Genomic DNA, 26,804 nt, shown 5'->3' with positions numbered 1-26,804 from the left:
CTCTAAAGTTATACTCGCACTATGGAAAGAGTCAATCGGCCCGACAAGCGAGCCGAGCGCTCACGGCGCACCCGGGCGAAGGTCATCGAGGCGGCTCGCGAGCTGTTCGTCGCGCAGGGGTACGGGGCGACGAGCCTTCAGGAGGTCGCGGACCGGGCGGGCGTGGCCGTCCAGACGGTCTACTTCGTCTTCCGCAACAAGCGCACGCTGTTCAAGGACGTGGTGGACACGTCCATCGCCGGGGACACCGAGCCTGTCGCCATCATGGATCGTGAGTGGTTCCGCGCCGCCTGCGCCGAGCCCACCGCGGCGGGGCAACTGCGCGCGCACATCCGCGGCACCCACGAGATCCTGGGCCGGGTCGCCCCGATCATGCCGTTGATCGCGGCCGCCGCGGCCACCGACCCTGAGATCGCCGCGCAGTGGCCGGACGGTCCCGACCCGCGTTACACCGTGCAGCACGCGGCGGCCGAGGCCCTGGCCGGCAAGCCCGACGCCCGTCCCGGCCTCTCTGTCGAGATGGCGGCTGACCTGCTGTTCGGCCTGCTCAGCCCGCAGCTCTACCTGATCTTCGTCCGCGACCGCGGCTGGTCACCGGACACGTGGGAAGAGTGGGCCCGCACCGCTCTGACCTCCCAGCTCTGCGCCGACCCAGGGTGAAGTGGGCGGAGGTTCTGATCTAGCCGATGAGTGCCTCGGTGATCTGACGGGTGGTCTGCGCGGCGACCCTCGGGTCGACAGCGGCATAGGCGGTGTAGGCGTTCAGGCCGGTGGCGAGGGCCCAGCCGCGACCCCGGGTCCAGGTGGCGTCGTCCACGTCGAGCGCGGCGCGGAAGGCGGCCCGGCTGCCGGCCGACATCAGGGTGAAGGCGATCATCAGATCACAGGCCGGATCGCCGATGCCGAGCCCGCCGAAGTCGATCACCGCGCTGAGACGGCCGTCGACGGTCAGCAGGTTGCCGGTGTGGAAGTCGCCGTGGAACCAGACCGGAGGGCGGTCCCATCCGGGAGCGTTCACGGCCGCGTTCCACAGTTCGGTCATAGCGGTGGCGTCGAACACGCCGCCGACCTCGGCGATGGCGGCTCACGTCGCGCGATCCCGGTCCACCAACGGGCGGCCCTGGAGGCTTTCACGGGTCGCCAGGGCTTGGATGTCCTCGGGCGCGAACTGTCGCAGGGCTGCCAGGAATTCCGCCAGTCGGACGGCGGCCGTGGACGAGTCGGCCAGTGCCTCGACGGTCGCCACCTCGCCCTCCAGCCAAGAGGACACCGCCCACCGCCACGGATAGCCGAAGCCGGGCTCACCCACGCCCACCGGCACCGGGATGGCCAGGGGTAGTCGCGGGGCGAGCCGGGGCAGCCACTCGAGTTCCTTCTCGGCCTGTCCGATGGCGCCGCTGTGGCGGGGCAGCCGGACGGACAGCTGTTCGCCCAGCCGGTAGATCACATGGTCCGAGCCGGTCGGATCCAGCAGTTCCAGCGGCAACGCGGCCCACTGCGGGAACTGCGTATCGACCAGCTTCCTGACCAGCGCGGCATCGATCGTGGGGCGGGTGTCCGTCGTTCTCACGGCTGCCAAGAACTCCTGCGATCGGCCCGCTCCGTGCGGCGGGCGGCTGAACCATCGCAGTGCACCGCGGCTCGCCTGTCGACCGATTTTCCCGGCAGGACCGAGTCAGCGGGAGCCGGGGGAAGAGCGCGCGAGGAGCTCTTGGACCAGTCGCCTGCGTTCCGCCGGCAAACGGCGAGCAGTCATCGCCCGCTGCAGAAGATCAGGATCAAAGCCATGCGTGCCCATGTGGTCGAGGAGAGGCCCATATCGATCAGGCCGATCTCTCAGCAGCTCCGTGATCAGCCGTAGTTCCAGGCGGACCACGGGAACACGATGAGAGCCGCACCTGATCAGCACGTAGTGCCGCCACGGACCGTGACCGGCACATTCCATCCCATCTGAGTCGACCTGCTCTTCCATGGTGCTCATGCCTACGGCGACGCCGTTCACGTCGTAATCGGTGAAGTACTGCGAAGCTTCGGGAAGCCAAGAGGCGGCGTAGAGGCAGGGAAACGATGAGAGGGCGGCAGCGAACGCGTTCACGTCCTCTCGTCGAGTCACCAGGAGGTCGATGTCCCCGACGGGGAGAGGGACGCCTTGCAGAAGAGCGGCACTCGTGCCGACCACGCGATATACCGGGTCGGCGCCCACGGCTCTCAGCGCAGTGAGAGCCGTGTCCAACGCCGCGGTTACGTCCGCCGGTCGCAGAGACGCGTCGCCATCGCCCATGGAGATCAGCGTATCGATGTCCGAGTCGCTGGAGCCGTCTCTGACGACTGCCGGAGGATCTGCATGGTCGCGCGCGCGGAGCGTGGGAAGGATCAGTCGACGGCCGTCGCGACACGCCCGCACTCAGGGTTACAGCGACCTCACAGGGAGCTACTGCTAGAACCCATCTGTGGAGCAACCGCGTGCTCCGGTGCAGAGGAAAGAGGAGTTCCCTGATGTCCTGGCAGAGATTCCGAGCGCAGGGTCCCGCCCGCAACGTCCGGCGAGCGTTTCCGGCCCGGCTCCTGGTCGCGGCGAGCCTGGCGGCCGGCGTTGTGACGCTCCCGGCCCTGCCCGCCCAGGCCGCCACCGTGTCCGTGAGGTGCTCGGTCTCGGACCTCGTCAGGGCCATCAGGAACGCCAACGACTCGCCGGGCCCCGACACGCTCAACCTGTCCCACAGGTGCCACTACCGCCTGGTGCGTCCTGATACCGCGAACCCCGCCAACGGGTTGCCGGCCATCACCAGCGACATCACGATCAACGGCAACGGCGCGGCGATCACGCGCGTCAAGACCGCCCCCGCCTTCCGCATCCTCCTCGTGGCCGGCACGGGCACGCTCACGCTCAACAGGACCACCATCAGCGGCGGCAGGGCGACGGACTGCCCCGGTGCGCCGGCCCCGCCCAATCCTCCCGGGCTGGTCTGCGGTGGCGGCATCAACAACCAAGGCACCCTGACGGTGAACCACAGCCGGGTGATCGGCAATACCGCCACGTCCGGGGTCTTCGCCGAGGGCGGCGGCATCGACAGCGACGGCACCGCGACCTTGAACAACACCGACGTCAGCTACAACACCGCCAGTTACACCGGCACCGACCCGAGCGCCGCCGCGGGCGGCGGGATCGCCAACGACGGCCCGATGACGGTCAGGCACAGCCGGGTGACCGGCAACACCGTCCACGTCGCCAGGAGATCCCGTGACAGCTTCGCTTTCGGCGCCGGCCACGCCGCCTTCGCCGCCACGACGATCGTCCACAGCACGATCAGCGGCAACCGCGCCAGTGCCCCGGGCGGCACCGCGCGGGGCGCGTTGACCAGCGCGGTCGACATGACCGTGACCGACACCTTCATCCGGGGCAACATCGCCAGTGCCTGGCGTGGCACCGTGACCGGCGGCGGAGTCGCGTACACCGGCACCATGCTCATGACCCGCACGCACGTCACCGGCAATCGAGCCATCGCCGAGGGCGGCAACGCGCTGGCCGGCGGGATCCGGATCGGCCCCGGCGGTCAGCTCACCCTGCGCGACAGCGCGGTGATCGGCAACGTCGTCAGTGCCCCCCGTGGCAGGAGCGCCGTGGGCGGCGGCATCGACAACTCCGCCGGCGGCACCCTGACAAGCGGCCAATCGAAGATCATCAAGAATGTCGCCACAGCCCTGGGCCCCGGCACGGCACGCGGCGGTGGCCTCTTCAACGCCATCGGCTCGGCGAGCCTGACCGACAGCGTCGTCACCGGCAACACAGCCGGCGACGGAGGCGGCATCTTCGAAGAGTCCGGCGCGGTCACGCTGAGCGACAGCGTGGTCAGGAGCAATCGGCCGAACAACTGCGCCCCACCCAACAGCGTCCCCGGCTGCGTCGGCTGACCGAGCCGGGCAGCTCAGAGCAGCGCCAGCAGGGACCTGGCGTTCGCGCCGCCCTGGCGGTCGCCGGTCTCCTCGAAGACCTCCAGCGCCGCCCGGGCCAGCTCGCGCGAGCGTACGGTCGCGCCCTCCGAACGGTTGACCTTCGCCAGGGCCAGCAGGGCCTGCGCGTCGAGCAGCCGGTCGCCGAGTCGTACGGCGATGCCCCGGGCCCGTTCGGCGGCGGCGCGCGCGTCCGGTCGCGCGCCCTGCGCCAGGTGTACGGCCGACAGCTCCAGAAGCGTGTCGGCCTGGCGGTGCCGGTCGCCGAGTTCGGCCAGGCGACCGGCGGCGGCCAGCAGCCGGTCGGCGGCCTCGTCCGGCCGGCCCGCGCGGCGCAGCATGACGCCGAGGACCTGCTCGGCGTCGGCGGCGTCGCGCTGGTTCTCCGCCGCGTCCAGGCAGGCGGCCAGCAGCGCCCGCTCCGCCTCCGCCAGGCGGCCCAGCTCCAGGTGGACGCGGCCGAGCCGGCGCGTGGCGCGGGCGACCTCGCGGGCGTGTCCCCGGCCCCGGAACATCTCCACCGCCAGCCGGAGCCGCTCCTCGGCCCGCTGCCAGTCCCGCTCGGCCAGGTGCAGGTCACCCTGGTCCAGCAGGATGAGCGCCTCGCCCAGGCCGTCGCCCGCCCGCCGCGCCGACTCCGTCGCAAGCCCCGTCAAGGCCCGCCAGTCGTCCAGGAACCGGTGCCGCTCCAAGTACGGCGTCAGCAGATGGGCCAGCCGCCAGCAGCCGTCGTCCAGCCCGGCGGCGCCCAGGTCGGCGACCAGGCTCACCAGGAACGCCCGCTCGGCCGCCAGCCACTCGACCGACTCCCTGATGTCCCTGGTCGCCACGGCCGTGGCCGGATCTCCCGACACCAGCGGGAACCGCGACGCCCGCACGCGCGACAGCGCCACCTCCGCCAGCTTCGCCAGCGTCCCCGGCGCCGGCTGCTCGCGCGCGAACAGCCGGGTCAGGTCGTGCAGCCGGTAGCGCACCTGCCCGGCCGCGTCCACGCCGTGCGTCTCCAGCAGGCCCGCGTCCACCAGCGCCTCCGCCTGCCCGCCGAACAGTTCGGTCACCCAGTCGGCGAAGTCCGGCGCGGACAGGGCGCCCAGCCCGCGTAACGTCAGCCTCGCCGCCTCCGGCAGTCCGTCGAAGCCGATCGCTAACACGCTGCGCACCGTCAGGTCGCCCGCGCGCAGCCGGTCGAGCCGCTGGTGCTCGTCCTCCAGCAGGCCCACCAGATAGTCGGCGGTCCACTCGGGGCGGGCCGCCAGCCGGGAGCCCGCGATGCGCAGGGCGATCGGCAGGCCGCCGCAGAAGCGCGCGAGCCGCCGCAAGGCGCCGTCCGCCGCCCGGCCCGAGCTCTTGACCAGCAGCTCCAGCGCCTCACCGTCGTCCAGCACGCCCACCGGCAGCCGCCGCGCGCCGGGCAGGCCGCCCAGCGGGGAACGGCTGGTGACGATCGTCGGGCACGAGGTCAGCAGCGGCCGCACCTGCGCCTCGCCGGCGGCGTTGTCCAGCACCACCAGGAGCTTGCGGTTGGCGGTGTAAGTGCGGAACAGCCGCTCGCGCTGCTCAGGCGCGGCCGGCATCGCCCGGGCCGGGCAGCCGAGCCAGCGCAGGAAGTCCTCCAGTACGGCCGCCGGGGCCGTGGTCTCGCGCAGGTCGGCGTACAGGATGCCGTCGGGGAAGTGGGGGCGCCGCCGCCACGCCGCGTGCACGGCCAGCGCCGACTTGCCCGCCCCCGCCTGCCCGTGCACCACGACGAGGCCGCCCGCCACGTCCTCCAGCAGCTCGGCCCGGCCGGTGAAGTCGGCCACGTCGGGCGGCAGCAGCACCGGCGGCCCGGCCGACACGTGCAGCGAGGCGTCGTCGTGCAGCATGCGATGGTAGAGCAGCTGGAGCTCCGGGTCCGGCTCGATGGCGTGGCCGCCGTCGAGCTGGTCGCGCAGCACCGCGTACGAGGCCAGCGCGTCCACCCGGCGCCCGCTGCGGTAGAGCGCCAGCATGTACTGGCCGCGGAACCGCTGCCACGTCGGGTGCTGCCGCGTCAGCCGGCGCAGCTCGGCCAGCAGCTCGCGATGGCGCCCGGCGTCCAGGTCGGCCTGCACCCGGCGCTCCAGCGCCAGCAGCCGCAGCTCCTCCAGCTCCTCGCGCAGCCGCCGGGTCTCCACCCACCGCTCGCCCTCGGGGTCCACGTCGTCCAGCGCCTCGCCGCGCCACAGGGCCAGCGCCTCCTCGTACGCGCCCCGGTCCACCAGCAGCCGGAACCGATCGACGTCGAGCTGCCCGTCACCGAGGTTCAGCAGGTACGCGCCGGACACAGTGGTGATCGTCCCCTGTCCGATGAGCCGCCGGAGCTGCCCCACGTACCCGCGGACGAGCGAGTCGGACCGGTCGCCGCCCTCGTGCGGCCACAGCAGCCTGCGCAGCCGCTCGGCCGTCAGCGGCCGGCCCGCGTTGAGCAGGAACATCGCCAGGAGATCGCGATGCTTGCGCACGGTCGGGGTGCAGTTCTTGCCGTCGGTGTCGCGGACCTCCAGCGGGCCCATGATGCGGAACTCCACGGCTCCTCCCTATCAGGAAGCCCGCTCGCGCGGACGATGAGCGCGGGCCTCACCGCAAGGGCGGGTCGGCCAGTTTCGCCCGTTCGAGGGCCAGCTCGGCCCACCACTCGCCCGCCTCCGGCGACACGACGCCGCGCTCCGGGTCCTTCTCGCCGTCGGTGCCGCGCCGGCACCGGCCTCCTGACGTGCCCGCCCGCGCGATCCACAGGTAGGCGTCCACCAGCTCCTCGCCCGTCGCCGTGGTCGGCCGGTCGCCGACGCCCCTGCCCGGCGGGTTGCACCAGGTCTGCGGGTCGGGGTAGCTCCTGGCCGGGGCCCAGGAGCCCTGGCCGTTCCTGCCGGTGTCGACGACGAAGTGCGGCATGGCGGCCGGGTCCGCCCGCACGTCCGCGGGGCAGTCCTTCCGGCCGGTGGCGCGCCGGACGGCGACGCAGGCCGACAGCTTCTTGCCGTACGCGACGGCCTTCTCGGTGCGCTGGAAGCCGGCCGTGTTGACGAAGAAGCCGTCCGCCCGGTCGATGCTCGCGCCGATCAGGCGTTCGGCCATGGGTTCCGTGCCCGGCCAGAGGTCCTGGCCGCCGTCGAGGTAGACGGCGGTGTTCGGGTTGGACTTGAGGGCCTGGACGGCCTGGCGCAGGTCTTCGTAGCGCTGATCAGAGGAGCCCTGGGGGTCGCAGTTCGCCGTGCCGGGCAGCCTGGCGAGGCTGCCGGGCTCCAGGATGACCGCCGCGCGTGCGTCGCCGATCTGGGCGGCTATGCCCTTGATCCAGTCGTGGTAGGCGGCGAGGTCGGCGGAGGCGGCCGGGCCGCACTCGCTGCCCGGCAGGCGGTTGATCAGGAACACGGGCACGGCGTCCCGCTGCCCGGCGGCCGTGACGGCGTCCTTCACCTTGGCGCCGGCCTCGGGCTTGCCGAGGCGGATGGCGTACGGGATGGCGGCCAGTTTCGTCATGAGCTCGGCGTCCTTCGGCCGGTCCTCGGCCCAGAGCTTCGCCTGGCGGTCGGCCTCCGGCTCGGGTGGGGCGTAGAAGCGGACGTCCTTCCCGGCCCGCAGGGGGTTCCGCGCGGCGGTGGTTCGAGAGGCCGCCGGAGACGGCGTGTCGACCGTACCCTTGGCCGTCGGATCCCGGACGCCCTGCCCCTGCGACGCGAACGCCGCCGCCACCCCGGCCGTGGCGACGACCACGGCAGCCGCCCCGGCCACCCACTTGCGCCGGCCGTCCACGACGCGCGCCGCTTGTGCCGGTGCGGGTCCGGGGGACGAGGACCGGGGTGGCCTGGTCGGGCCGGCCCGTTCGGCGCTCCCGCCCGTGTCGTTCGGGGGAGCGACGGGTAACGGGATGGACGTGCTGAGGTGGTCCAGGATCTCCTGGGCGGTGGGACGGTCCGCGGGCGTCTTGAGCAGGGCGGCCGCGACCACGTCGTGCAACTGGCCGGAGAGCCCGTGCAGGGCCGGGGGGTCGTTGACGATGCGGAGGAGGACCGTGGGCACCGAGCCCGAACCGAAGGGCGACGCCCCGGCCGCGGCGAAGGCCACCGTGGAGCCCCACGAGAAGATGTCCGACGCGGGACCCACCTGCGAGCCCGAGACCTGCTCGGGAGACATGTACGCCGGCGTCCCCACGATCGCGCTGCTCATCTCCGCGTCGGCGAGGCGCGCGATGCCGAAGTCGATGACCTTGGGCCCCACCTGGGACAGCAGCACGTTGGCCGGTTTGAGGTCGCGGTGCACCACCCCCGCCCCGTGGATGGCCCGCAGCGCCACCGCCATGGACGCCGCCAGCCCGTCCAGAGCCGAGCCCTTCAACGGCCCAGATCGGCGCACGACGTCCTCGAGGTTCGGCCCCTCGACGTATTCGGTGACCAGGTACGCCGTCTCGCCCTCGACGTCGGCGTCCAGCACCGGGGCCGTGCAGAAGCGGGCGACCCGCCGGGCGGCGGCGACCTCGCGGGCGAAGCGGCGGCGGAAGTCGGCATCCGCGCTCATCCTGTGGTGGATGAGCTTGACGGCCACCCGCGTGCCGTCCGGTCCCTCGCCCAGGTAGACGACCCCCATCCCGCCCTCGCCCAGCCGGGCGAGCAGGACGTACGGCCCGGCCAGGCGTGGATCCCCGTCGCGCAACGCCTCCAAGGTCATAGACCGTCAGGTTAGCCCGCGGCCGGTGGCCCTTCCAGACCTCACTCTTCCCGCCCGGTGCGAGCTACGGCGACATCCACGGCCGGAGCTTCCGCGGGTTGCGGACCGCCCAGATCCGGGTGACACGGCCGTCGGCGACGTCGAACGAGGCCACGACCACGACTTCCCCGGCACGCCGGGCCACCAGGCCCGGCATGCCGTTGACCGACCGCTCCAGGAGTTCGAGCCCCGGCGCCTTGTCGGCGATGGCGACCATGTACTGAGCGATGCGCGCGCCGCCTTCGACCGGGCGCAGGACGGTGCCGACCACGCCGCCGCCGTCGGCGGTCATCACGGCGGCCGGGTCGAGGAGGTCGACGAGGGCCGCGATGTCCTTCGTCTCCCATGCCTCTTTCACCCGCCGCACCGTGTCGGCCTGCCCGGCCGCCGTCACGGGAGCGCGCGCGACGCCCACCCGCCGCCGCGCGGAGGCCGCCAGCTGCTTGCAGGCCGCAGGGGTACGGCCGAGTACGCCGGCGATCTCGGCGAAGGGGTAACGGAACACGTCGTGCAGGACGAACGCCACCCGCTCGGCGGGCGTCATCGACTCCAGGACGACGAGGAAGGCCATGGTCACCGATTCGTCCAGGACCAGCTGGTCGGCGGGGTCGGCGCCCTGGCCGTGGTCCCACTCGGCGCGGTCGGGCAGCGGCTCGGGCAGCCACGCGCCGACATAGCGTTCGCGCCGGGCCCGCGCCGATCCGAGCACGTCCAGGCAGATGCGGCCGGTCACCGTCGTCAGCCAGGCGCCGGGGGACACGATCTCCTCCTGCCGGCTCCGCGGCAGCGCGTACCAGCGCGCGTAGGCCTCCTGCACGGCGTCCTCGGCCTCGGCCAGCGAACCGAGCAACCGGTAGGCCACGTTGATCAGTTGGCGCCGCTCACCGGCCGTCTCATCGGTGCTGGCCGTCCCCACGCTGCCGACCGCCTTACCTTTCGCGGGCCCGCGTCGTCGGGCTGGTGAGACCTTATCCATGCACCGCCTCCGGGCGGAAAGGAGACCTTGTCATGGCCACCCAGGCGACGGCACAGCGCGGCCTCTCGTTTCTGCGGGTCGCGATCGCCCTGCAGACCCTGACCATCTTCTTTCAGGCGGTCTCCGCCGGACTGCTGCTGACCTCGTCCTACGGAGAGACGCTGCACAGCGCGGGAGCCCGCGTGATGTTCGGGGCGTCGGTGCTGTACGTGCTCGCGGCGGTGCTGGCGTGGAAGCCGGGCGGCGGCTCACCCCGGCCCGTCTGGCAGGCGGCCGGCTTCCTCGCCCTCGCCTCCGTCCAGGTCGTGCTCGGCATCGCGCACGTGCCGTCGGTCCATCTCCCTCTCGGCGTCCTGATGTTCGGGCTGAGCGTTCTGGCGCTGGCGCGGGAGCTTTGACATTGTCAAGAACCTCGTGCGGCGGGCTGCTCGGGCGAAGCGGGGACCACGATCTCTTCGGTGTCCTTGTGACGGGTCACCCAGAAGTACACCAGCGCCCCGGCGAGCAGCACGATCGAGGTCCACTGGTTGATCCGCAGGTCCAGGAACATGACCGCGTGGTCCACCCCGCCGACCGGGTCGATCCGCAGCCCTTCGATCCAGAACCGCCCCAGCGTGTAACCGGCGACGTAGAGGGCGAACAGGCGGCCGTGGCGGAGCGTGAACCGTCTGCCGGCGTAGATCAGGGCGAAGCCGAGCGCGACGTTCCACAGCGACTCGTACAGGAATGTCGGGTGGTAGAGCACGCCCGGCTGGCCGCCGTGCGCCTGGTCGATCTCCAGGCCCCACGGCAACGTGGTCGGGCTCCCGTACAGCTCCTGGTTGAACCAGTTGCCCCAGCGGGCGATCGCCTGCCCGAAGGCGATGCCGGGCGCGACCGCGTCGGCCACGGCGCTGACGGACAGTCCCCGGCGGCGGCAGGCCAGCCACACGCCCACGCCCCCCAGGGCGACCGCGCCCCAGATGCTCATCCCGCCTTCCCAGATGAACAACGCCTGGTAGGGCTCCTTGATCGCGCGCGGGCCGAAGTACAGCTGCCAGTCGGTGATGACGTGGTAGAGGCGGGCGCCGATCAGGCCGAAGACCACCCCGGGCACCGCGATGTCGGTGATCGCGCCTTCCTCGCCGCCCCGGGCGCGCCAGCGCCGCTGACTGAGCCAGACGCCGAAGGCGATGCCGACGATGAAGCACAGCGCGTACGCCCGGATCGGAATGAATCCGAGATGCCAGACACCTTCGGAAGGGCTGGGAATCGAGGCGAGGGGCATGACCGTGACGGTAGCCGATGCGGCCCCGATTCGTCGCGTGCGCGATTCGTCCGGGGCGAGGTCGTCAGGTGATGTCGAGTACGGCCTTGCCGTGCAGGCGGCGGCCCAGGAGGGCGTCGATGGCCTCGGAGGCCTTGTCCCAGGGGCCGCGCCAGGAGATCTGCGGGGTGAGGACACCCGCGGCGACCTTGGCGGCCAGCCAGGTGAGGTCGGGGCCCAGGTCGGACTCGCCGGGCAGGTAGAAGGACACGATGGAGCGGTCGTGGCCGCGGTCGCCGGACAGCATCGGGTACGGGAAGCTCTCGCCCTCGCCTGTCACCCGGCCCACCGCGACGAGGGCGCCGCCGGGGGCGAGGCGGTCGTAGGCCGCGACGAGGTGGTGACCGCCCACCATGTCGAGGACGCCGTGCACCGGTTCGTCCACGTTCTCCGGGCCGGCGAGCACTTCGTCGGCTCCGAGGGCGCGCAGGGTGTCGCCGTGCGCGGCGGGGTCGCCGGTGGAGGCGACGACGTGGGCGCCGGCCAGCCGGGCGAGCTGGACGGCGTACCTGCCGACGCCTCCTGTCGCGCCGGTGATCAGCACCCGCCTGCCGAGGACCGGGCCGAGGCGGCGCAGGGCGCGCAGGGCCGAGAGCCCCGCGACGGGGATCGTGCTGATCGCGCCGGGGTCGGCGCCCTCGGGCACGGTGCCGATCATGCCGGTGTGCACGGCGCGCTGTTCGGCCCAGGCGCCGGCCATGCCGAGGGTGATCACGGGGGTGCCCGCCGGTGGGCTCGATCCGTCGCCGGCGGGCCGTACCACCACTCCGGCGGCGTCCCAGCCCAGGACCGCGCCCGCCGGCGCCCCCTGCCGCGCCAGGGACGCTTCGCCGTGGTTCAGGGACGTGGCGGTCACGCGTACGAGAGCCTCGTCCGGTGCGGGGACGGGGTCGGGCGTCTCGCCCAGGCGGAGCCCGCCGGGGGCCGCGGGGTCGGTGATCAAAGCGCGCATGGTGGTGCCTTTCGTCGAAGTGCGCCGACGTTGCATACTATAACGCCACTCAGTGGCATAAACCTCCTGTAGGCGTTAGCGCATCCGTTACACTTGGAGGGGTGGACAGCATCGCACCGACCCGCCCGGCCGTACTCGCCCGCCGGGTGATGACCGAGGACGAACTCCGTGACCTGCCGCTGCGCGAGCGCAAGAAGGCGCGGACCCGGCAGGCCCTGATCGACACGGCGCTGGAGCTGTTCACCGAGCGGGGCTTCGACGGCGTGACGCTCGACGAGCTGTGTGACGCGGTGGAGATCTCCAAGCGCACGTTTTTCCGCACCTTCACCAGCAAGGAGGACGTGGCCGGCGCGCCCACGCACGATCTGTGGATCGCCTTCCTCGACGACATCGAGTCCCGCGACCCCTCCGGCGCCGCGATCCTGCCGTTCCTGTGCGATGCGCTGCTCTCCGTCATCGACCGGATGCCCGCCGAGGGGTGGACCCGCCGCGTCCTGCTCAACCTGCGGCTGGCCGACAAGACCCCGTCGCTGGACGCGCACTGCCGTTACATGTGCGACCTCATCACCCGCACCGCCCTCGACATCCTGTCCCGCCGCTTCGACGTGCCGCCGGAACGCGACGATCCCCGTCTTCGCCTGGCCCTGGACATGGCGGTCGCGGCCTTTCACCACGCCCTGGAAGGGTGGGCCGCCGACCCGGCGGAGCCCACCCGCGCCTCCCTGACGGCCCGCATACGCGACACCTTCACCGCCGTCCCCGGCGCCTTGACCCTGCTCCTCACGCCCCGCTGACTACGGAAGAGAACGCAAGGGTACGCAGGCGCGTCGATTCTCCGTCACGCCTGACTAGGTAGGTGTCAGTCGAAGAGTTCTTCGACGCTTCGTACGGTGACCGCCTTGTGGATCCACGCTTCGAGCGTTTCCTGGTCGGTGCAGCCGAGGATGCGTTCCCGCGTCTCGTCGGACACTTCGAGGCCACGTGTCTCGAGAACCATCAGGATCGCTTTGGCCTCTCCCTTGGCTTCTCCCAAGCTCTCGCCGTGGGCGATCCAGCCGCGTACCCACGGGTGCTTGATCTCATCCAGGACGGCCACTGCGATCTCCCTGAACTTGGTGACAACGGACTCGGGCAGCAGCGCGAGTACCAGATCAGAATAACTCCGCTGCTCCTGGGACAGGTGCTGCTGTGAGTCATGCAGTACTTGCAGGACTTTGAGGCCTTCGTCGCCATCGCCATGCACGACGGCGGACAGGGCGGTCAGCTCGGGCTCGGCGATGGCGCGGGCGATATCGGTGATCATGGGCACCTGTTCCGGGCCCACCACCACCGGGCAGAGGATCCAGCCGGGATGCCCCATGTCGATATGAGTGGCGCACCTTCTGGCTTCCGCCGCGTCGGGGCAGAAGACGAGAAGGACGCAGGGACACTTGAGGCGCGCCCGCAGCGTGGCCAGGTATACCGGCCACGACCAGTGTTTTCGTCTGTCGTATCTGCGTTGCACCTCCAGTACGACGGCGAAGACTCGCTTGTCGTCGACCATGGCGACGACCGAGTCCGCGCGGTATTCGGTAGGCCGGCAGTCGTTCAGGTCGGCGCTTTCCAGCCGGGCCTCCTTGAACGCGGGCACCTTGAGGCCGACTTCGGCCAGCAGGGTCGCGACCAGGGAGGGTCGATGGCGGACGAGTTCGATGAGGAACTCGTGCTCCTGCGTCAGCATGCCTGAATATTACTCACAGCTACTGCTTGTTTACTATGAGTTTCGGCTGTTCGCTCAGTTGCGTTCGAGGGTGAGGAGTGGCTCGGAGAAGACGGGCGCCGGGGCGTCGGGGTCTGCGGCGACCGCCTGTTCGAGGCGGCGGAAGCCGGTCTCCAGGTCGTCGGGGCTGAGCTGGGCGAAGAACGAAAGGGTACGCAGGCGCAGTCGTTCGAGCATGTCGCCGAGGGTGCCGTAGGACGGTTCGGTGACCGTGCGGAAGTCGGTGACGCGCCAGCCGTCCGACGTGAACATCGCGATGACCTCGTGCAGCGGCTGGAACAGGGCGGCGTCCACCTCGTAGCCGCGGGGGAAGTGTTCCAGCCACCACGGCCTGGGGTGGTGGTCGCTGAAGTTGGCGCGCAGCAGGAGGCGCCCGCCGGGCCTGAGCACCCTGGCCAGCTCGCGGGCCGCGCGTGGTTTGTCCTGGACGTGGTGCCAGGACAGGAACATGAGCGCGTAGTCGGCGCAGGCGGACGGCACCGGCATGTCCTCGGCGGAGCCTGCCAGATAGCGCACCTCGGGATGGCGGGACTGGGCCTGCGCTGTCTCGCGCATGCGGACCGACGGCTCGACGCCGGTGACAGGGCCGAACGCGCGCGCCAGTGCGGGGGTGAACCTGCCGGTCCCGGAGCCGACGTCCAGCCCGGCGAGCGGGCGCCTCTCGGGCAGCGCCGCCTCGAAGGCGCTGATCCATGTCCGCAGTTGCTGCTCGTTGAGCGCCCGGCCGCGCGCGTAGTCCTGGTGCTGCTCGGTGTCGTAGTCGATCCGCCTCATCGCAGCTCCCGCCTCACCGGGTCACCCCGATGTATCGATTTGATATATCGGGACGATATGCACGATCACGCCACGACGCAAGGTCAGGACGAGGGCAGGCGCACGGTCATCGTCAGCCCGCCTTCCTCGCGCGGGTCGGCCACGACGGTGCCCTGGTGGGCCTGGGCCGTGGCGCGCACGATGGACAGCCCCAGCCCGGTGCCGCGGTCGGAGCGCACCCGGTCGGTCCGCAGACGGCGGAACGGCTCGAAGATCGCTTCCAGGTCGTACGCGGGCACGGTCGGCCCGGTGTTGGCCACCGACAGCTCCGCTTCGCCGTCGCTCACCCTGGTGGTCACCCAGACCTCGCCACCCTGGAGGTTGTGCCTGATGGCGTTCTCCACCAGGTTCTGCACCAGTCGTTCGAGCAGGATGGGGTCGCCCGTGGTCGGCGCGGACGCCAGCGTCCGGTGCACGACGATGGCCCCGGCGTCGGACTCCTCGCCGGCCTGGTCGACGACGTGGGAGGCGACCTCGGCCAGGTCGACGGACTGACGGCGTTCCAGCACGGGCCTGTCGCTCTCGGCCAGCGCGAGCAGGCCGTCGATGAGGCGCTCGTGCCGGGTGTTGACGACCAGCAGGGATTCGCCGAGCCGCTGGGCGTCGGGAGTGGCGTCGGGCCTGCGCAGGGCCACCTCCACCAGCGTCCGGTTGATCGTCAGGGGGGTGCGCAGCTCGTGGGAGGCGTTGGCGACGAACCGCTTCTGCACGTCGAAGGCGTGGGCCAGGCGGGCGAGCATCATGTCAAAGGTGTCGGCCAGGTCCTTCACGTCATGGTGGGAGCCGGTGTAGGAGATGCGCTCGTTGAGGTTGTGACCGTGGGCGACTCGTCGCGCGGTGTCCGTGACCTGGTAGAGGGGCTTGAGCACGCGCCCGCTCATCACCCAGCCCGCGGTCGTGGCGAGCGTCCCCAGCAGGGTGACGACCAGCCCGGTCTGCAGGAGGAAGCGGTTCATCGTCGCCTGTTCGTAGTTCTGCTGGGCGTTGAGTACGTCCCGCCTGGAGACGGTGACCATCACCACCCTCCCGCTCGGCTCCAGGATGGCGTGGTTGGGCACGAACTCGGGGGCGGCCTGCAGCCTGACGCGGGTGTCGTCCAGGATGCCGACGACGATCACGTAGCTGATGCCCACGAGCAGCAGGCCGGTGACGAAGAAGATCCCGCTGTAGAGCAGCGTGAACCGCAGACGGATGGACCACTTCATGGAATGCGGTACCCCACTCCCTGGACGGTCTCGATGACCTGCGGCTCGCCCAGCTTGCGGCGCAGGCGCATTATCGTCACCCGCACGGCGTTGGTGAAGGGGTTGGCGTGCTCGTCCCACGCCTTCTCCAGCAGCTCCTCGGTGGAGACCACGGCGCCGTCGGCCCTCAGCAGCTCGGCGAGCAGGGCGAACTCCTTGCGGGCCAGCGCGACGTACCGCCCGTCGCGGTAGACCTCGCGGCGGCCCTGGTCCAGCCGGACCCCGCGGCGTTCCAGCGTCGGCGGGTCGGCGCGGTGCGCGCGCCGGCCCAGCGCGTGGAGGCGGGCCAGCAACTCCTCGAAGGCGAACGGCTTGACGAGGTAGTCGTCGGCGCCCAGCGACAGCCCCGACACCCTGGACGACACCTCCGAGGCGGCGGTGAGCATGAGCACGCGCACGGCGAGCTCCGATCTCACCACGGTCCTGGCGACGTCGTCGCCGTGCACCCCGGGCAGGTCACGGTCCAGGACGAGCACGTCGTAGTCGTTGACGCCGAGCCGTTCGAGCGCGGTGTCCCCGTCATAGGCGACGTCCACCGCGAGCGCCTCGGCACGCAACCCTTCGGCGATCGAGTCCGCGAGCATCTGCTCGTCCTCGACTATCAGCACGCGCAAGGGGGACCTTCCTTCGTCTGAGCGCGCCAAAACTCTCAAGCACGACATAACACCGACATAACAGGATCGCGTAACAGCCCTGTTAGCGCGATCCAGGTCTACTCGTCTCGCCATCACGGCCGATCGATTCGAGGAGACCCATGAGAAAGCTCGCCGCTCTGCTCCTGCTCGCCCTGGCCACCGGGTGTTCCGGCGGCGGCCAGGGGGCGGAGCCCCAGGTCCGGCAGTCGCTGTCCGCCGCCGACGCCGAGGTGAAGTTCGCCCAGTGCATGCGTGACAACGGCATAAGCGACTACCCGGACACCATCGGCAGCGAGGGCTACACGGTCAAGGACCCTGACGCCTTCGACAAGGCACAGGAGACCTGCGCCAAGTGGAGGGAGGCCGGAGGGCTGACCAAGAAGGTCGACGCCGCCTACGTCGACGCCGTGACCAGGTTCGCCAAGTGCATGCGCGAGCGCGGCATGAACGTCCACGACCCCGACCCCAGGACCGGCCAATACAGCGTGTCCGTCGACAACAAGGACCGGGCGGCCTTCGAGAAGGCCCAGAACGAGTGCGTCCACCTGCTGCCCCGATGAGAGAAGGAACGATGAAGCGCGTGCTCGTCGGCCTCCTCGCGGCTGCCATGACGGGAGCCGCGGCCCTGACCATGAGCGGCACGACTGACACGGACGCCGCCGCCCCGCCGCCACCGGCCACGGCGGAGATCACGCGTGGCGACCTGACCGACACGGTCTCGCTCTCCGGCAGGATCGTCTTCGAGGGGGAGCGGATCGTACGCGGTCACAAAGCCGGGACCGTCACCGCGGTGGCCGCCCCCGGCCGGACCCTGCGGCAGGGCCAGGTGCTCTACCGCGTGGACCGCGAGCCCGTCGTGCTGATGTACGGCAGACTCCCGCTCTACCGGCCCCTCCACCAGGGTGTGAAGGACGGGCCGGACGTCCGTCAGTTGGAGACGGCGCTGAAAGCTCTCGGCCACGGCGAGGATGTCACCGTCGACGACCGGTTCTCGTGGGCCACCACGCGCGCCGTGCGGGCGTGGCAGAAACGGGCCGGCCTCCCGCGGACAGGAGTCGTCGACGCCGGACAGGTGGTGTTCCAGCCGTCGGAGCTCAGGATCGCCAAGGCGGACGTGGTCGTCGGCGACACCGTCTCCCCGGGCAGCCGGGTGCTCACCGTGACCGGCACCCAACGCCTCGTCCACCTGGACCTGGACGTCGCCGACCAGGCGCTGGCCAGGAAGGCCGCCAGGGTGAAGGTGGAGTTGCCCGGCGGCCGGACGGCGGCGGGGAAGGTCGTCACGGTCGGCGCCGTGGCCAGGTCGCGCGAGGGCACCGCCACCATCGACGTCGGCGTCCGGCTCGCCGGGGTCAAGGGCGGGCTCCCCGACCAGACGCCCGTCACCGTGCAGCTGGAGAGTGTGAGCAGGCGCGACGTCCTCAGCGTTCCCGTTGAGGCGCTGCTGGCCACCGCCGGCGGTGGTTACGGCGTGGACGTCGGCGGACGCGTCGTGCCCGTCAGGACCGGTGTGTACGGCGGTGGCCGCGTCGAGATCTCCGGCCCCGGGCTGGCAGCGGGGATGAAGGTCGGGGTTCCCGCCGAATGATCATCGAGGTCGAGAACGTCAGCAAACGCCACAACGACACCGTCGAAGCGCTGCGCGACGTGAACCTGAAGGTCGCCGAGGGCGAGCTGCTGGCCATCATCGGCCCGTCCGGGTCGGGCAAGTCGACGCTGCTCAACCTCCTCGGCACCCTGGACCGCCCCACGTCCGGCACCGTCCGCGTCGCCGGGCACGACGTCGGCGGACTGACCGACCGCCAGCTGTCCGCCCTGCGCGCGCGCCGCCTGGGCTTCGTCTTCCAGCAGTTCCACCTGGCCGCCGGGGTCCCGGCCATCGACAACGTGGCCGACGGCCTCCTCTACGCGGGACGTCCACTGACCGAACGCCGCGAACGCGCCCGCGCCGCGCTGGAACGCGTCGGCCTCGGTCACCGGCTGGACCACCGCCCGCACCAGTTGTCCGGCGGCGAGCAGCAGCGCGTGGCCATCGCCCGGGCCGTCGTCGGCGACCCGCCGCTGCTGCTGGCCGACGAACCCACCGGCAACCTCGACTCGGCCTCGGGCCGGCAGGTGCTCGCGATCCTGCGTGAGCTCCACACCGCGGGCACCACCATCGTCCTGATCACCCACGACATGGACATCGCCCAGTGGTGCCCGAGACGGGTCCGCATCCAGGACGGCACCATCAGGGAGGAGTCATGAACGCGCTCGTACCGGCTCGCCTGCGACCGCGCGACGTCGCCAGGGTCGGCGCGGCGGGCCTGCGGGCCAGAACCTCGCGCGTGCTGATGTCCGCGCTCGGCATCGCCATCGGCATCGCGACGATGATCTCGGTGATCGGCATCTCGGCCTCCGGTCAGGAACAGCTGCTGCGTCAGCTCGACCTGCTCGGCACCAACCTGCTGCGGGTGGAACCCGGGCAGTCGTTCTCGGGCGACCCGGTCAAGCTGCACCCGGACGCCGCGCTCATGGTCCGCAGGATCGCGGGAGTCACCGACGCCAGCGCCACCGGCACCGTGGCCGCGACCATCCGCAGGACCGACCGCGTTCCCAAGGAGGACACGGGCGGACTGACCGTCCAGGCCACCTCCCTGGACCTGCTGGACACGCTCGACGGGCGCGTGGGCACCGGACGGTGGCTCGACGAGGCGATCGCCCGCCAGCCCGCGGTCGTCCTCGGCGCGGTCGCCGCCCGGAGGCTCGGCGTCACCCGTACCGGAGTCCAGGTGTGGGTGGGCGAGCGGTGGTTCACCGTGACGGGCGTGCTCACCTCGCTGCCGCTGGCGCCGGAGATCGACCGGGCCGCGCTGATCGGATTCCCGGTCGCGCGGGAGCGGCTCGGCTTCGACGGCCATCCGACGACCGTCTACGAGCGGTCGACCGAGGAATCGGTGGCGCGGGTCAGGGGCATGCTCGCCCGTACGGTCAGCCCCGAGCGGCCGCACGAGGTCGCGGTCTCACGCCCGTCGGACGCGCTGGCGGCCCGCGCTGCCGCCGCGGGCACCTTCACCAACCTGCTGCTGGGGCTCGGCGCGGTCGCGCTGCTCGTCGGCGGGGTGGGCGTGGCCAACACGATGGTGATCTCGGTGCTGGAGCGCCGTAAGGAGATCGGGCTGCGCCGGGCGCTCGGCGCCACGCGGGGGCAGATCAGGATCCAGTTCCTGACGGAGTCGCTGCTGCTGTCGGTGCTCGGCGGGGTGGCAGGGCTCGCGCTCGGCGGCCTGGTGACCGCGGGGTACGCGCTGTCGCGGGGCTGGCCGCCCACGGTGCCGCCCTGGGTGCTGGGGGGCGCCTTCGCCGCCACGCTGGCCGTCGGTGCGGTGGCCGGGATCTACCCGGCGATCAGGGCCTCCCGGCTGGCTCCCACGGCGGCCCTCGCGGCAAGCTGACATCCGGCCGGGAACGTGGAAACGCTCCCGGCCGGACATCTATGACCGGAGTCCCGGTGCCGCGAAGAACACCGGAATCTTCAGGACATTCCTACGGCCGGGCGAGGGCGTACATCTTCGTGGAGCCGACCTTGATCGTGGTGCAGTAGTACTCGGGACCCGCGGCATTGGCGTCGGAGTTGCACTTCTTCGCACCCGCGGTGGTGTACGGGTACCACCTGACGACGACCTCGGCGGAGGCCGGTGCCGGAGCGAGGACGACGGTCATCGCGGCGGCGGCGATGGCGGTCGACAGGCCCAGAGAGATACGCCTCATGGCAACCTTCATGCGCGAATCCTTTCGAGGTATGGAGCCTTGCGGAAAGACGACGGTGAACGCCGATTCCGGCGGCCCTATCCACGGAATTTCGGTCCGAGCCTATGGATGACGTGCCTGTTTTCCGCCTGTTTTTCGCACGAGTCAGAGGCAGGGACCGGTCCCCGCGCAGCCGGAGGGATGCCCTGATCTGGGGCGATGTCGTGATCTTTCTGCCTACCGGCCCTACACTCGTGCGGAGTCAGGAGGTGGGGAGGGGGCAGGGAGCCGCTGATGGCAGGTGGGGACGCTTCCGCGCCGGCGACGCTGTTCCGCCTCCTCGGGCCCGTCCAACTGGAGGCGGGGGCCGAGCGGGTCACCTTCTCCGGCAAGCAGGGAGCCCTCCTCACAGCCCTGCTGCTGCACGCCGATCGCGTGGTCTCGACGCAGCGGCTGGCGGAGGCGGTCTGGGGTGAGCCGTTGCCCAGCGGCTCGGCCTCCCGGGTCAGGATGCTCGTCTCCGAGGTGCGCCGTGCCTGCGCCGCCCTGGGAGCCGACGTCATCGCCACCCAGCGGCCGGGCTACGTCCTGCGGCCGTCCCCTGGAGGGCTCGACCTCGCCCGCTTCAACTCCCGGGTGGCGCTCGCCCGCGAAGCGGTGGCCGAGGGCCGGTCCGAGGAGGCGCTCGGCCACTTCGACCGGGCGCTGGGCTGGTGGCGGGGCGCCCCGCTCGCCGGGGTCACCGGCTCGTTCGCCGAGGCGCAGGCCGAGTGGCTGGACGGGCTGAGGCTCGACGCGCTGGAGGAGCGGCAGTCCGTGCTGCTGGCCCTGGGCAGGAACACCGACGTCGTCACGGAGGCCCGCGCGCTGGCGGCCGAGGCCCCGCTCAGGGAACGCCTCCACGGGCAGCTCATGCGGGCGCTGTACGAGAGCGGACGGCGCGGCGAGGCACTGGAGGTGTACCGGCAGTTCCGGGACCGGTCGGTCGGCGAGCTGGGCCTGGAGCCCACGAACGAGCTCCAGCGGCTGCAGCGGCTGATCCTGCGGTCCGACGCGGGCCCGCGCGAGCGACCGGGCACGGACCGCGCGCCGCGGCGGGACGAGCCGCCCGTGCTGCCCGTGCCCAGCCAGCTCCCCGCGGCCCCCGCGTCCTTCACCAACAGGAGCGCCGAACTGCGGGAACTCGACCGGCAGCTCGGCGCGGACAGCGTCGGCGTCGCCGTGATCAGCGGGCCCGGCGGCATCGGCAAGACCTGGCTGGCGCTCCACTGGGCGCACACCCACCGCGACCGCTATCCCGACGGACAGCTGTACGCGAACCTCCGCGGTTTCGACGACGCCGAGGAACCGGTGCCGCCGGGCACCGTGCTGCGGCACTTCCTGGGAGCGCTGGGTGTGCCCCCCACGGTCATCCCCGTGGAACAGGAGGCGCAGGCCGCGCTCTACCGTTCCGTCCTGGCGGAGCGCCGGCTGCTCGTCGTGCTGGACAACGCCAGGGACAGCGCCCAGGTGACGCCGCTCATCCCGGGAAGGCCGGGCTGCACCGTGCTGGTCACCAGCCGCAACCGGCTCGTGAGCCTGCACGCCACGCACTCCGCCCGGCTGCTGGAGGTCGGCGCCTTCTCCGACGAGGAGGCCCACCACATGCTCTCCCACCACCTCGGCCCGGAGACCATGGCCGCGGACCCCGCCTCCGTCGGCGTGCTGCTGGAGCACAGCGGCGGCCTGCCCCTGGCCCTGGGCGTGCTGGCCGCCCGTGTCAGCGCGCATCCGGGCTTCCCCCTGGCCGTTCTCGCCCGGGAGCTCCGCGATCCGGCCACCAGGCTCGACGCGCTGCAGACCGGCGATCTGGGCGCCGGTCTGCGTGCCGTGTTCGCCTCCTCGTACGCGGCGCTGGACGCGCGGGCCGCGCGGCTCTTCCTCCTGCTGGGGACGGCGCCGGGCCCCGAGATCGGCCTGCCCGCGACGGCCGCGCTCGCCGGGCTCCCGCCCGCCGAGACCCGCGCCCTGATCTCCACGCTCGAGACCGCGAACCTGGTCCGGCAGGTCTCCCCCGGCCGCTACTGGATGCACGACCTCGTCCGGCTCTACGCCGCCGAACAGGCCGAGGCCGACCTGCCCGCCGACACGCGGCGACAGGCTCTGGTACGCCTGATCGAGGCCTACACGGCGATGGCCTGCGCCGCGGACCGGGTGCTCTACCCGCACCGCCCCGCCATCGCGGCCCCTCCCTGGCAGGGGGACGACCCGGCCTTCGAGGACGCCACGGCCGCGCTGACCTGGTTCGAGACCGAGCTGCCGTGCCTGCTGGTCGCGCACCACCTGACCCCCGGGCTGGGCATGGACGCGGCGGGCTGGCAGCTCGCCTGGGGCATGAACACCTTCCTGCTGCGCCGCTCCTTCAACAGGGAGCGGCTCGCCTCCTGGGAGATCGCGCTGGCGGCCGCGGACCGGCTGGACGACCCGCACACCACCGCCGTCGTCCACTGGCACACGGGATACGCCCACGCGGCGGCCGACCGGATCGACGAGGCGATCGACCACCTCGACCGGGCGCTGGAGCTGTTCGAGCGGGCCAGGGACTGGTCCAGGCTGGCCCAGGTGCACCACACGGTGGGCTGGATGTGGAGCGTGCGCGGGCAGCCGCGGCGCGGGCTCCGCCACGCGCGGGCCGCGCTGCGGCTCCAGCGCGAGGCGGGCGACCCCATCTGGGAGGCCAACGCCCTCAGCGCCGTGGGCTGGATCCGCCTGCAACTCGGCGAGCACGAGGCGGCGCGCGACGCCTGCGAGCGGGCACTCACGCTCTTCCGCCGCCACCACGACCGCGGCGGCGAGGCCGCCACGCTCGACAGCCTCGGCATGCTCGCCTTCCACCAGGGCGAGTACGAGCGCGCGCTGGAGTACTACGGGCAGTGTCTCGACCTGCGCAAGATCACCGGGAACGCCTTCCAGAGCGCCGACACGCTGGTCGGCCTGGGCGACGCGCACCATGCGCTCGGAGACGACACGGCGGCGAGGGACGCCTGGCGGGACGCGCTGGCCCTGTACGAGTCGCAGCATCGCCGTGCCGAGGCCGAGCGGGTGCGGCAGAAGGTCTCGGCGACGCGTGATTGACAGGGGCGGCCCCGCGCTCGGTCAGCGGAGCGCGTCCACCGGCTCCATCCTGGCGGCACGCAGCGCCGGATGGAGCCCGGCCAGCAACCCCACCACGGCTCCCACGACGGGCGCGGCGACGGCCAGCCGTACGTCGAGCAGCGGTGTCCACTGCTTGGCCGCGGACACCGCGACGATCGTCACCACGCCCAGGCTCGCGCCGATCACACCGCCGGTCAGCCCGATCAGCGTCGACTCGAGCAGGAACTGCGCGGCGATGTGCCGCCTGGCCGCGCCGAGTGCGCGGCGCAGGCCGATCTCGGTGACCCGCTCCATGACGGTGACGAGGGAGACGTTGGCGATGCCGACCGCGCCGACGACGAGCGAGACCAGGCCGAGGATCATGAACAGCGCGTTGACGTCGTCCTGGGCCTGGTCGCGGGCCCTGGTCGGGCTGGGCGGTGCGACGACCTGCAGCATGTCCTCGTTCCCCGGGCTGAGCGCGGCCGGCGCCTGCCGGGAGATCAGCCCGGTGGCGCCCAGGCTGGTGTTGACCAGCACCCTGTTCACGTCCCGGAGACCGAACCGCCGGCCCGCCGTGTGCGGGACGATCACGGCGGTGCTCAGGTTCCGTTCGCGGCGCAGGTCGCCGAGCACCCCGATGACGGTGTACGCGTGCTTTCCGATGAAGACGGCCGGCGCCCGGTCGAGCGCGGTGACGCCGAGCATCCTGGCCGCCTGGTCGCCGAGCACCGCCACCCGGTCGCCCCGCCTGACGTGCCCGCTGTCGTAGAACCGGCCCCGCACCATCCGGCCGCGCGCCGCCTCCGGCAGCCCGGTCGTCGCGGCGAGCACGGTGAGGGACTGCGTGGTGACCCGGGTCGGGTCCACGATGTCGGTGGACCGCACCGACAGGTTGGCGCCCTCCTTCGACTCGGCCACGGCGGCTGCCGACTCGACTCCGCGCAGCCGGGTCAGCCGGTCGACCGCGGCCCATCCCACCAGCGGAGCGTGCGGCGACTCCGGCACCTCGACGGTGATGGCGGTGGCCACCAGTTCGTCGAAGCGGCCGACGATCTGGTTGCCGGCGGTGGCGGCCACGCCCAGCGTGACGACGAGCGTGGTGATGCCGAGCACGGTGCCGAGCGTGGTGAGCGCCGCCCGGACGGGTCTGGAGAGCAGCCCGGCGGCCGCCTCGCCGGCCAGGTCCCGGAAATCCATCAGGCCTCCGTCAGCATGCCGTCGGTGATCCGGACCCGGCGCTCGGCGCGCTCGCTGACTTCTCGCTCGTGCGTGATGACCACGATCGTCAGCCCTTGCGTCCGCAGCCCGGCGAACAGGCTGAGCACGGCCTCGGTGTTGCGGCTGTCGAGGTTGCCGGTGGGCTCGTCGCACAGCAGCAGGGCCGGCTCTCCCATGAGGGCCCGGGCGATGGCCGCACGCTGGCGCTCGCCGCCCGACAACCGGCCCGGTGGGAAGCCCGTGCGGTGGCCGAGGCCGACGCGTTCGAGCGCCGCCAGCGCCCGCTCCCGCCGTCCACTCCGCGGCCGCCCGCCGTAGACCTCGGCGAGCATGACGTTCTCGGCCAGGCTGCGATGGGGGAGCAGGTGGAAGGACTGGAAGACGAAGCCGATGCGGTCGCCGCGCAGCCTGGTACGGGCGCCGTCCTTCAGCGTCGTGGTCTCGGTTCCGTCGAGGCGGTAGCTGCCCGTGGTCGGGCGGTCGAGCAGGCCCAGCACGTTGAGCAGCGTCGACTTGCCGGAGCCCGACGGGCCGACGATCGCCACGTAGTCGCCCCGGTCCACCCGGAACGACACGTCGTCGAGGGCGCGTACCGGAGGCCGGGAAGGGAACTCCTTCGTGATCGCGCGCAGCTCGATGACCGGCTCAGACATCGCTCACCACCACCCGGTCGCCTTCCTTGAGCTCGCCCGTCACCTCGACGTTCCCGTCGGCGGCCAGGCCCGTCCGCACCTCGACGTCCCTGGTCCTGTCGGGGGCGTACTCGACGCGGACGCGTGTCCTGCCGTCCGCGCCGGTGATGACCGCGGCGATCGGCACCACCAGCACCGGCTCCTCGGTCGCCCCGACCGTGATCCGCGTCGTCACCGCGGTCCCGGCCTTCAGTCCCTTCATCGAGGCGGGGGTGAGCAGGACAGGCCGGCCCCCGTCGGCGGCCGGTCCCGCGCTCTCGCTTCCCACCGCGGCCCGCTCGCCGACGGCGGTGAGCGTGGCCGGGAGCTTCCTGCCGGTGCCGGGCTCGATCTCGGCCCGCATGCCCGCCCGCAGCAGGCCCGACTCCGCCGCCTCGACCGTGCCCGTCACCATGAAGACGGAGCTGGTCACGGTCGCCACCTCGGCCTCGACGCGCTGACCGGGCTTCACCTCGCTCTTGTGCACGCGGGCCGGCAGCTTCGGCAGGAACACCACCTCCCCTGGCGGTACGGACGTTCCGTACGTGCGCGCGAACTCGGCGAGCATCGCCTCGGCCGCCGCCACGTTCTTCCTGGCGTTGGCGACCTTGAGCCGGGCCGGCGCGAGCTGCCTGGCCTGGCGCAGCGCCTGCTCGGCCGTGGCCAGCGCCTCCCGCGCGTCGCGCACGGCCTTGCGCAGCTCGGTCAGCCGGGTCTCGCGGCCCTGCGCGGCCTCCGCCAGGATCCTGCTCCTGGCCTCTCCCGCGGCGGCGAGCTCCGCCTCGGCGTTCGCCACCCGCATCTCCAGCAGCTCCCTGTCGACGGCCGGGGCCGTGGCCCGGGGGCCGTCCGACGGGGCGGCGGTGGGCTGGTCACCGGCCGCGGCGAGGGCCCGCCGCGCCTCCGCCAGCTTCTCCCGCGCCGTGCGCGCCGCCTCGTCGGCCGCCGCCAGCCTGGTCTCGTCCTCGGACGTGAGCCGCCGCGACCCGGCCTGCTCCAGCGCCTTCTTCGCCGCCGCCAGGTCGGCCTCGGCGTTGGCCGCCCTGAGCTTCAGCGGGGACACGTCACGTCCCCGGTCGAGCGCCTGCCGCTCGGTCGCGAGCGTCTCCCGCGCCGTCCGCACGGCCTGGCGCAAGGTGTCGTAGGTCTGACGGTCGGCGAGTGCCGGCTTCTGGGCCTCGTACCCCTTGGCCGCGTACATCCTGGCGACGGCGGCGATCGTGGCCTGGTCGAAGACGCCGGTGCGCGGGCCGCCGTACCCGAGCCTGCGCAGCGCGCGTTGCAGTTGCCCGACGTCGGCGCCCTCGGCGCCGGGCGTGATCGTGCGGTGCATCGGCACGGCGCCGCGCAGGGCGAACACCGGGCGGCCGTTGACCTCCATGAGCACCGCGCCCTCCACGAGCCTGCCCTTGCGCGGTGCCCGGGTGGCTCGCTGCAGTTCTTCCCCGCCGCCGACGGCTCCGGCGAGGCTCACGGGCAGCGGTGAGCCGTACTCCACCGTGCCGCTGACCACCACGGCGCTGACCAGCCGGCGGCGTTCGACGGCGACGGTGACGAGCGACGGCCGCGGCGCGGCGCGGCGGGCGGCCTCGTCCGCGGGTGAGCGCAGCCTGGCACCCAGGGCCCAGCCGACGCCGGCGATGACCACGACGCCGGCGAGAACGGCGACGAGAAGCTTGCGCGGGGACTTCATCGGACCCGCGGCCCG

At 72.1% G+C, this 26,804-nt stretch carries 23 protein-coding genes and 1 pseudogene; 9 read left to right on the top strand and 15 right to left on the bottom strand.

Annotated elements, in window-relative coordinates; genetic code table 11:
• Nucleotides 1-21: 21 nt before the first annotated feature.
• Nucleotides 22-660, top strand: a complete 639-nt coding sequence (locus tag FR742_RS36805; protein ID WP_148035883.1) for a TetR/AcrR family transcriptional regulator — start codon at nt 22-24, stop codon at nt 658-660.
• Between the two features lie 19 nt (nt 661-679).
• Here FR742_RS36805 and FR742_RS36800 read toward each other — a convergent pair.
• Both FR742_RS36800 and FR742_RS36795 read right to left on the bottom strand, forming a co-directional pair.
• Nucleotides 680-1,447, bottom strand: a pseudogene (locus FR742_RS36800) (aminoglycoside phosphotransferase family protein).
• Nucleotides 1,448-1,675: 228 nt separating this feature from the next.
• The gene (locus FR742_RS36795) at nt 1,676-2,281 is read right to left on the bottom strand and encodes a hypothetical protein (protein WP_148035882.1); all 606 of its coding nucleotides are present in this window, start codon (nt 2,279-2,281) and stop codon (nt 1,676-1,678) included.
• 215 nt (nt 2,282-2,496) lie between these two features.
• Here FR742_RS36795 and FR742_RS36790 point away from each other — a divergent pair, with 215 nt between their 5' ends.
• Nucleotides 2,497-3,912 carry a hypothetical protein gene (locus tag FR742_RS36790; protein ID WP_148035881.1) on the top strand — a complete coding sequence of 472 codons (1,416 nt, stop codon included), beginning with the start codon at nt 2,497-2,499 and terminating at the stop codon, nt 3,910-3,912.
• 14 nt (nt 3,913-3,926) lie between these two features.
• On the opposite strand, the gene FR742_RS36785 is transcribed toward FR742_RS36790, so the two are convergent.
• From FR742_RS36785 to sigJ, 3 genes are all read right to left on the bottom strand, one after another.
• A complete protein-coding gene (locus FR742_RS36785) occupies nt 3,927-6,500 on the bottom strand; it encodes an AfsR/SARP family transcriptional regulator (RefSeq protein ID WP_148035880.1) in 2,574 nt (857 codons plus the stop codon).
• 49 nt (nt 6,501-6,549) lie between these two features.
• A complete protein-coding gene (locus FR742_RS44875; RefSeq protein ID WP_187281551.1) occupies nt 6,550-8,637 on the bottom strand; it encodes a glycoside hydrolase family 6 protein in 2,088 nt (695 codons plus the stop codon).
• A 64-nt stretch (nt 8,638-8,701) separates the two neighbouring features.
• Nucleotides 8,702-9,592 (bottom strand): RNA polymerase sigma factor SigJ, encoded by an 891-nt coding sequence (gene sigJ, locus FR742_RS36775; protein ID WP_261808985.1) that lies wholly within the window; start codon nt 9,590-9,592, stop codon nt 8,702-8,704.
• Between the two features lie 92 nt (nt 9,593-9,684).
• Here sigJ and FR742_RS36770 point away from each other — a divergent pair, with 92 nt between their 5' ends.
• Nucleotides 9,685-10,050 (top strand): hypothetical protein, encoded by a 366-nt coding sequence (locus FR742_RS36770; protein WP_148035878.1) that lies wholly within the window; start codon nt 9,685-9,687, stop codon nt 10,048-10,050.
• 5 nt (nt 10,051-10,055) lie between these two features.
• Here the strand turns inward: FR742_RS36770 and lgt are convergent, their stop codons facing one another.
• Both lgt and FR742_RS36760 read right to left on the bottom strand, forming a co-directional pair.
• Complete coding sequence (lgt, locus tag FR742_RS36765; protein ID WP_148035877.1) at nt 10,056-10,919, bottom strand: prolipoprotein diacylglyceryl transferase; 864 nt, start codon at nt 10,917-10,919, stop codon at nt 10,056-10,058.
• Nucleotides 10,920-10,983: 64 nt separating this feature from the next.
• Nucleotides 10,984-11,910 carry a zinc-binding dehydrogenase gene (locus FR742_RS36760; RefSeq protein ID WP_148035876.1) on the bottom strand — a complete coding sequence of 309 codons (927 nt, stop codon included), beginning with the start codon at nt 11,908-11,910 and terminating at the stop codon, nt 10,984-10,986.
• Nucleotides 11,911-12,011: 101 nt separating this feature from the next.
• Here FR742_RS36760 and FR742_RS36755 point away from each other — a divergent pair, with 101 nt between their 5' ends.
• Nucleotides 12,012-12,704, top strand: coding sequence for a TetR/AcrR family transcriptional regulator (locus tag FR742_RS36755; RefSeq protein ID WP_261808984.1), 693 nt, complete (start codon nt 12,012-12,014; stop codon nt 12,702-12,704).
• 65 nt (nt 12,705-12,769) lie between these two features.
• Here FR742_RS36755 and FR742_RS36750 read toward each other — a convergent pair whose 3' ends face one another.
• From FR742_RS36750 to FR742_RS36735, 4 genes are all read right to left on the bottom strand, one after another.
• The gene (locus FR742_RS36750; RefSeq protein ID WP_148035875.1) at nt 12,770-13,630 is read right to left on the bottom strand and encodes a hypothetical protein; all 861 of its coding nucleotides are present in this window, start codon (nt 13,628-13,630) and stop codon (nt 12,770-12,772) included.
• A 54-nt stretch (nt 13,631-13,684) separates the two neighbouring features.
• Nucleotides 13,685-14,443, bottom strand: coding sequence for a class I SAM-dependent methyltransferase (locus FR742_RS36745; RefSeq protein WP_148035874.1), 759 nt, complete (start codon nt 14,441-14,443; stop codon nt 13,685-13,687).
• 83 nt (nt 14,444-14,526) lie between these two features.
• Nucleotides 14,527-15,687 (bottom strand): cell wall metabolism sensor histidine kinase WalK, encoded by a 1,161-nt coding sequence (locus FR742_RS36740; RefSeq protein WP_148035873.1) that lies wholly within the window; start codon nt 15,685-15,687, stop codon nt 14,527-14,529.
• Nucleotides 15,684-16,340, bottom strand: a complete 657-nt coding sequence (locus FR742_RS36735; RefSeq protein ID WP_148035872.1) for a response regulator transcription factor — start codon at nt 16,338-16,340, stop codon at nt 15,684-15,686. The genes FR742_RS36740 and FR742_RS36735 overlap by 4 nt, the downstream gene beginning before the upstream one ends.
• A 140-nt stretch (nt 16,341-16,480) precedes the next feature.
• On the opposite strand from FR742_RS36735, the gene FR742_RS36730 reads away from it, so the two are divergent.
• Genes FR742_RS36730 through FR742_RS36715 form a run of 4 tightly spaced genes read left to right on the top strand, consistent with a single transcriptional unit; the run spans nt 16,481 to nt 19,795 of the window.
• Nucleotides 16,481-16,921: a hypothetical protein gene (locus FR742_RS36730; protein WP_148035871.1), complete on the top strand. Its 441-nt coding sequence runs from the start codon at nt 16,481-16,483 to the stop codon at nt 16,919-16,921.
• Nucleotides 16,922-16,932: 11 nt separating this feature from the next.
• Nucleotides 16,933-17,949: a peptidoglycan-binding protein gene (locus FR742_RS36725; protein ID WP_187281550.1), complete on the top strand. Its 1,017-nt coding sequence runs from the start codon at nt 16,933-16,935 to the stop codon at nt 17,947-17,949.
• A complete protein-coding gene (locus FR742_RS36720) occupies nt 17,946-18,608 on the top strand; it encodes an ABC transporter ATP-binding protein (RefSeq protein WP_148035869.1) in 663 nt (220 codons plus the stop codon). The genes FR742_RS36725 and FR742_RS36720 overlap by 4 nt, the downstream gene beginning before the upstream one ends.
• Nucleotides 18,605-19,795 (top strand): ABC transporter permease, encoded by a 1,191-nt coding sequence (locus tag FR742_RS36715; RefSeq protein WP_148035868.1) that lies wholly within the window; start codon nt 18,605-18,607, stop codon nt 19,793-19,795. The genes FR742_RS36720 and FR742_RS36715 overlap by 4 nt, the downstream gene beginning before the upstream one ends.
• A gap of 91 nt (nt 19,796-19,886) precedes the next feature.
• Here FR742_RS36715 and FR742_RS36710 read toward each other — a convergent pair whose 3' ends face one another.
• Complete coding sequence (locus FR742_RS36710; protein WP_148035867.1) at nt 19,887-20,111, bottom strand: hypothetical protein; 225 nt, start codon at nt 20,109-20,111, stop codon at nt 19,887-19,889.
• Between the two features lie 273 nt (nt 20,112-20,384).
• On the opposite strand from FR742_RS36710, the gene FR742_RS36705 reads away from it, so the two are divergent.
• Complete coding sequence (locus FR742_RS36705) at nt 20,385-23,204, top strand: BTAD domain-containing putative transcriptional regulator (protein ID WP_148035866.1); 2,820 nt, start codon at nt 20,385-20,387, stop codon at nt 23,202-23,204.
• A 21-nt stretch (nt 23,205-23,225) separates the two neighbouring features.
• On the opposite strand, the gene FR742_RS36700 is transcribed toward FR742_RS36705, so the two are convergent.
• The 3 genes from FR742_RS36700 to FR742_RS36690 are packed head-to-tail and all read right to left on the bottom strand — an operon-like array spanning nt 23,226 to nt 26,789.
• A complete protein-coding gene (locus tag FR742_RS36700; protein ID WP_148035865.1) occupies nt 23,226-24,404 on the bottom strand; it encodes an ABC transporter permease in 1,179 nt (392 codons plus the stop codon).
• Nucleotides 24,404-25,078 carry an ABC transporter ATP-binding protein gene (locus FR742_RS36695; RefSeq protein WP_148035864.1) on the bottom strand — a complete coding sequence of 225 codons (675 nt, stop codon included), beginning with the start codon at nt 25,076-25,078 and terminating at the stop codon, nt 24,404-24,406. The genes FR742_RS36700 and FR742_RS36695 overlap by 1 nt, the downstream gene beginning before the upstream one ends.
• The gene (locus FR742_RS36690) at nt 25,071-26,789 is read right to left on the bottom strand and encodes a peptidoglycan-binding protein (protein WP_148035863.1); all 1,719 of its coding nucleotides are present in this window, start codon (nt 26,787-26,789) and stop codon (nt 25,071-25,073) included. The genes FR742_RS36695 and FR742_RS36690 overlap by 8 nt, the downstream gene beginning before the upstream one ends.
• Between the last annotated feature and the right edge of the window lie 15 nt (nt 26,790-26,804).

The organism is Nonomuraea sp. C10, from assembly GCF_008017515.1.
GTDB lineage: Bacteria > Actinomycetota > Actinomycetes > Streptosporangiales > Streptosporangiaceae > Nonomuraea > Nonomuraea ferruginea.
Note: the sequence above shows the minus strand (reverse complement) of the source record. Positions and strands in the feature narration are given on the sequence as shown.

Excerpts from the sequence above, each read along its gene's own strand:
- FR742_RS36805 (WP_148035883.1), top strand. The coding sequence starts at position 22 with ATGGAAAGAGTCAATCGGCCCGACAAGCGAGCCGAGCGCTCACGGCGC.
- FR742_RS36795 (WP_148035882.1), bottom strand. The coding sequence starts at position 2,281 with ATGGGCGATGGCGACGCGTCTCTGCGACCGGCGGACGTAACCGCGGCG.
- FR742_RS36790 (WP_148035881.1), top strand. The coding sequence starts at position 2,497 with ATGTCCTGGCAGAGATTCCGAGCGCAGGGTCCCGCCCGCAACGTCCGG.
- FR742_RS44875 (WP_187281551.1), bottom strand. The coding sequence starts at position 8,637 with ATGACCTTGGAGGCGTTGCGCGACGGGGATCCACGCCTGGCCGGGCCG.
- FR742_RS36770 (WP_148035878.1), top strand. The coding sequence starts at position 9,685 with ATGGCCACCCAGGCGACGGCACAGCGCGGCCTCTCGTTTCTGCGGGTC.
- lgt (WP_148035877.1), bottom strand. The coding sequence starts at position 10,919 with ATGCCCCTCGCCTCGATTCCCAGCCCTTCCGAAGGTGTCTGGCATCTC.
- FR742_RS36760 (WP_148035876.1), bottom strand. The coding sequence starts at position 11,910 with ATGCGCGCTTTGATCACCGACCCCGCGGCCCCCGGCGGGCTCCGCCTG.
- FR742_RS36750 (WP_148035875.1), bottom strand. The coding sequence starts at position 13,630 with ATGCTGACGCAGGAGCACGAGTTCCTCATCGAACTCGTCCGCCATCGA.
- FR742_RS36745 (WP_148035874.1), bottom strand. The coding sequence starts at position 14,443 with ATGAGGCGGATCGACTACGACACCGAGCAGCACCAGGACTACGCGCGC.
- FR742_RS36740 (WP_148035873.1), bottom strand. The coding sequence starts at position 15,687 with ATGAAGTGGTCCATCCGTCTGCGGTTCACGCTGCTCTACAGCGGGATC.
- FR742_RS36730 (WP_148035871.1), top strand. The coding sequence starts at position 16,481 with ATGAGAAAGCTCGCCGCTCTGCTCCTGCTCGCCCTGGCCACCGGGTGT.
- FR742_RS36725 (WP_187281550.1), top strand. The coding sequence starts at position 16,933 with ATGAAGCGCGTGCTCGTCGGCCTCCTCGCGGCTGCCATGACGGGAGCC.
- FR742_RS36720 (WP_148035869.1), top strand. The coding sequence starts at position 17,946 with ATGATCATCGAGGTCGAGAACGTCAGCAAACGCCACAACGACACCGTC.
- FR742_RS36715 (WP_148035868.1), top strand. The coding sequence starts at position 18,605 with ATGAACGCGCTCGTACCGGCTCGCCTGCGACCGCGCGACGTCGCCAGG.
- FR742_RS36710 (WP_148035867.1), bottom strand. The coding sequence starts at position 20,111 with ATGAGGCGTATCTCTCTGGGCCTGTCGACCGCCATCGCCGCCGCCGCG.
- FR742_RS36705 (WP_148035866.1), top strand. The coding sequence starts at position 20,385 with ATGGCAGGTGGGGACGCTTCCGCGCCGGCGACGCTGTTCCGCCTCCTC.
- FR742_RS36700 (WP_148035865.1), bottom strand. The coding sequence starts at position 24,404 with ATGGATTTCCGGGACCTGGCCGGCGAGGCGGCCGCCGGGCTGCTCTCC.
- FR742_RS36695 (WP_148035864.1), bottom strand. The coding sequence starts at position 25,078 with ATGTCTGAGCCGGTCATCGAGCTGCGCGCGATCACGAAGGAGTTCCCT.
- FR742_RS36690 (WP_148035863.1), bottom strand. The coding sequence starts at position 26,789 with ATGAAGTCCCCGCGCAAGCTTCTCGTCGCCGTTCTCGCCGGCGTCGTG.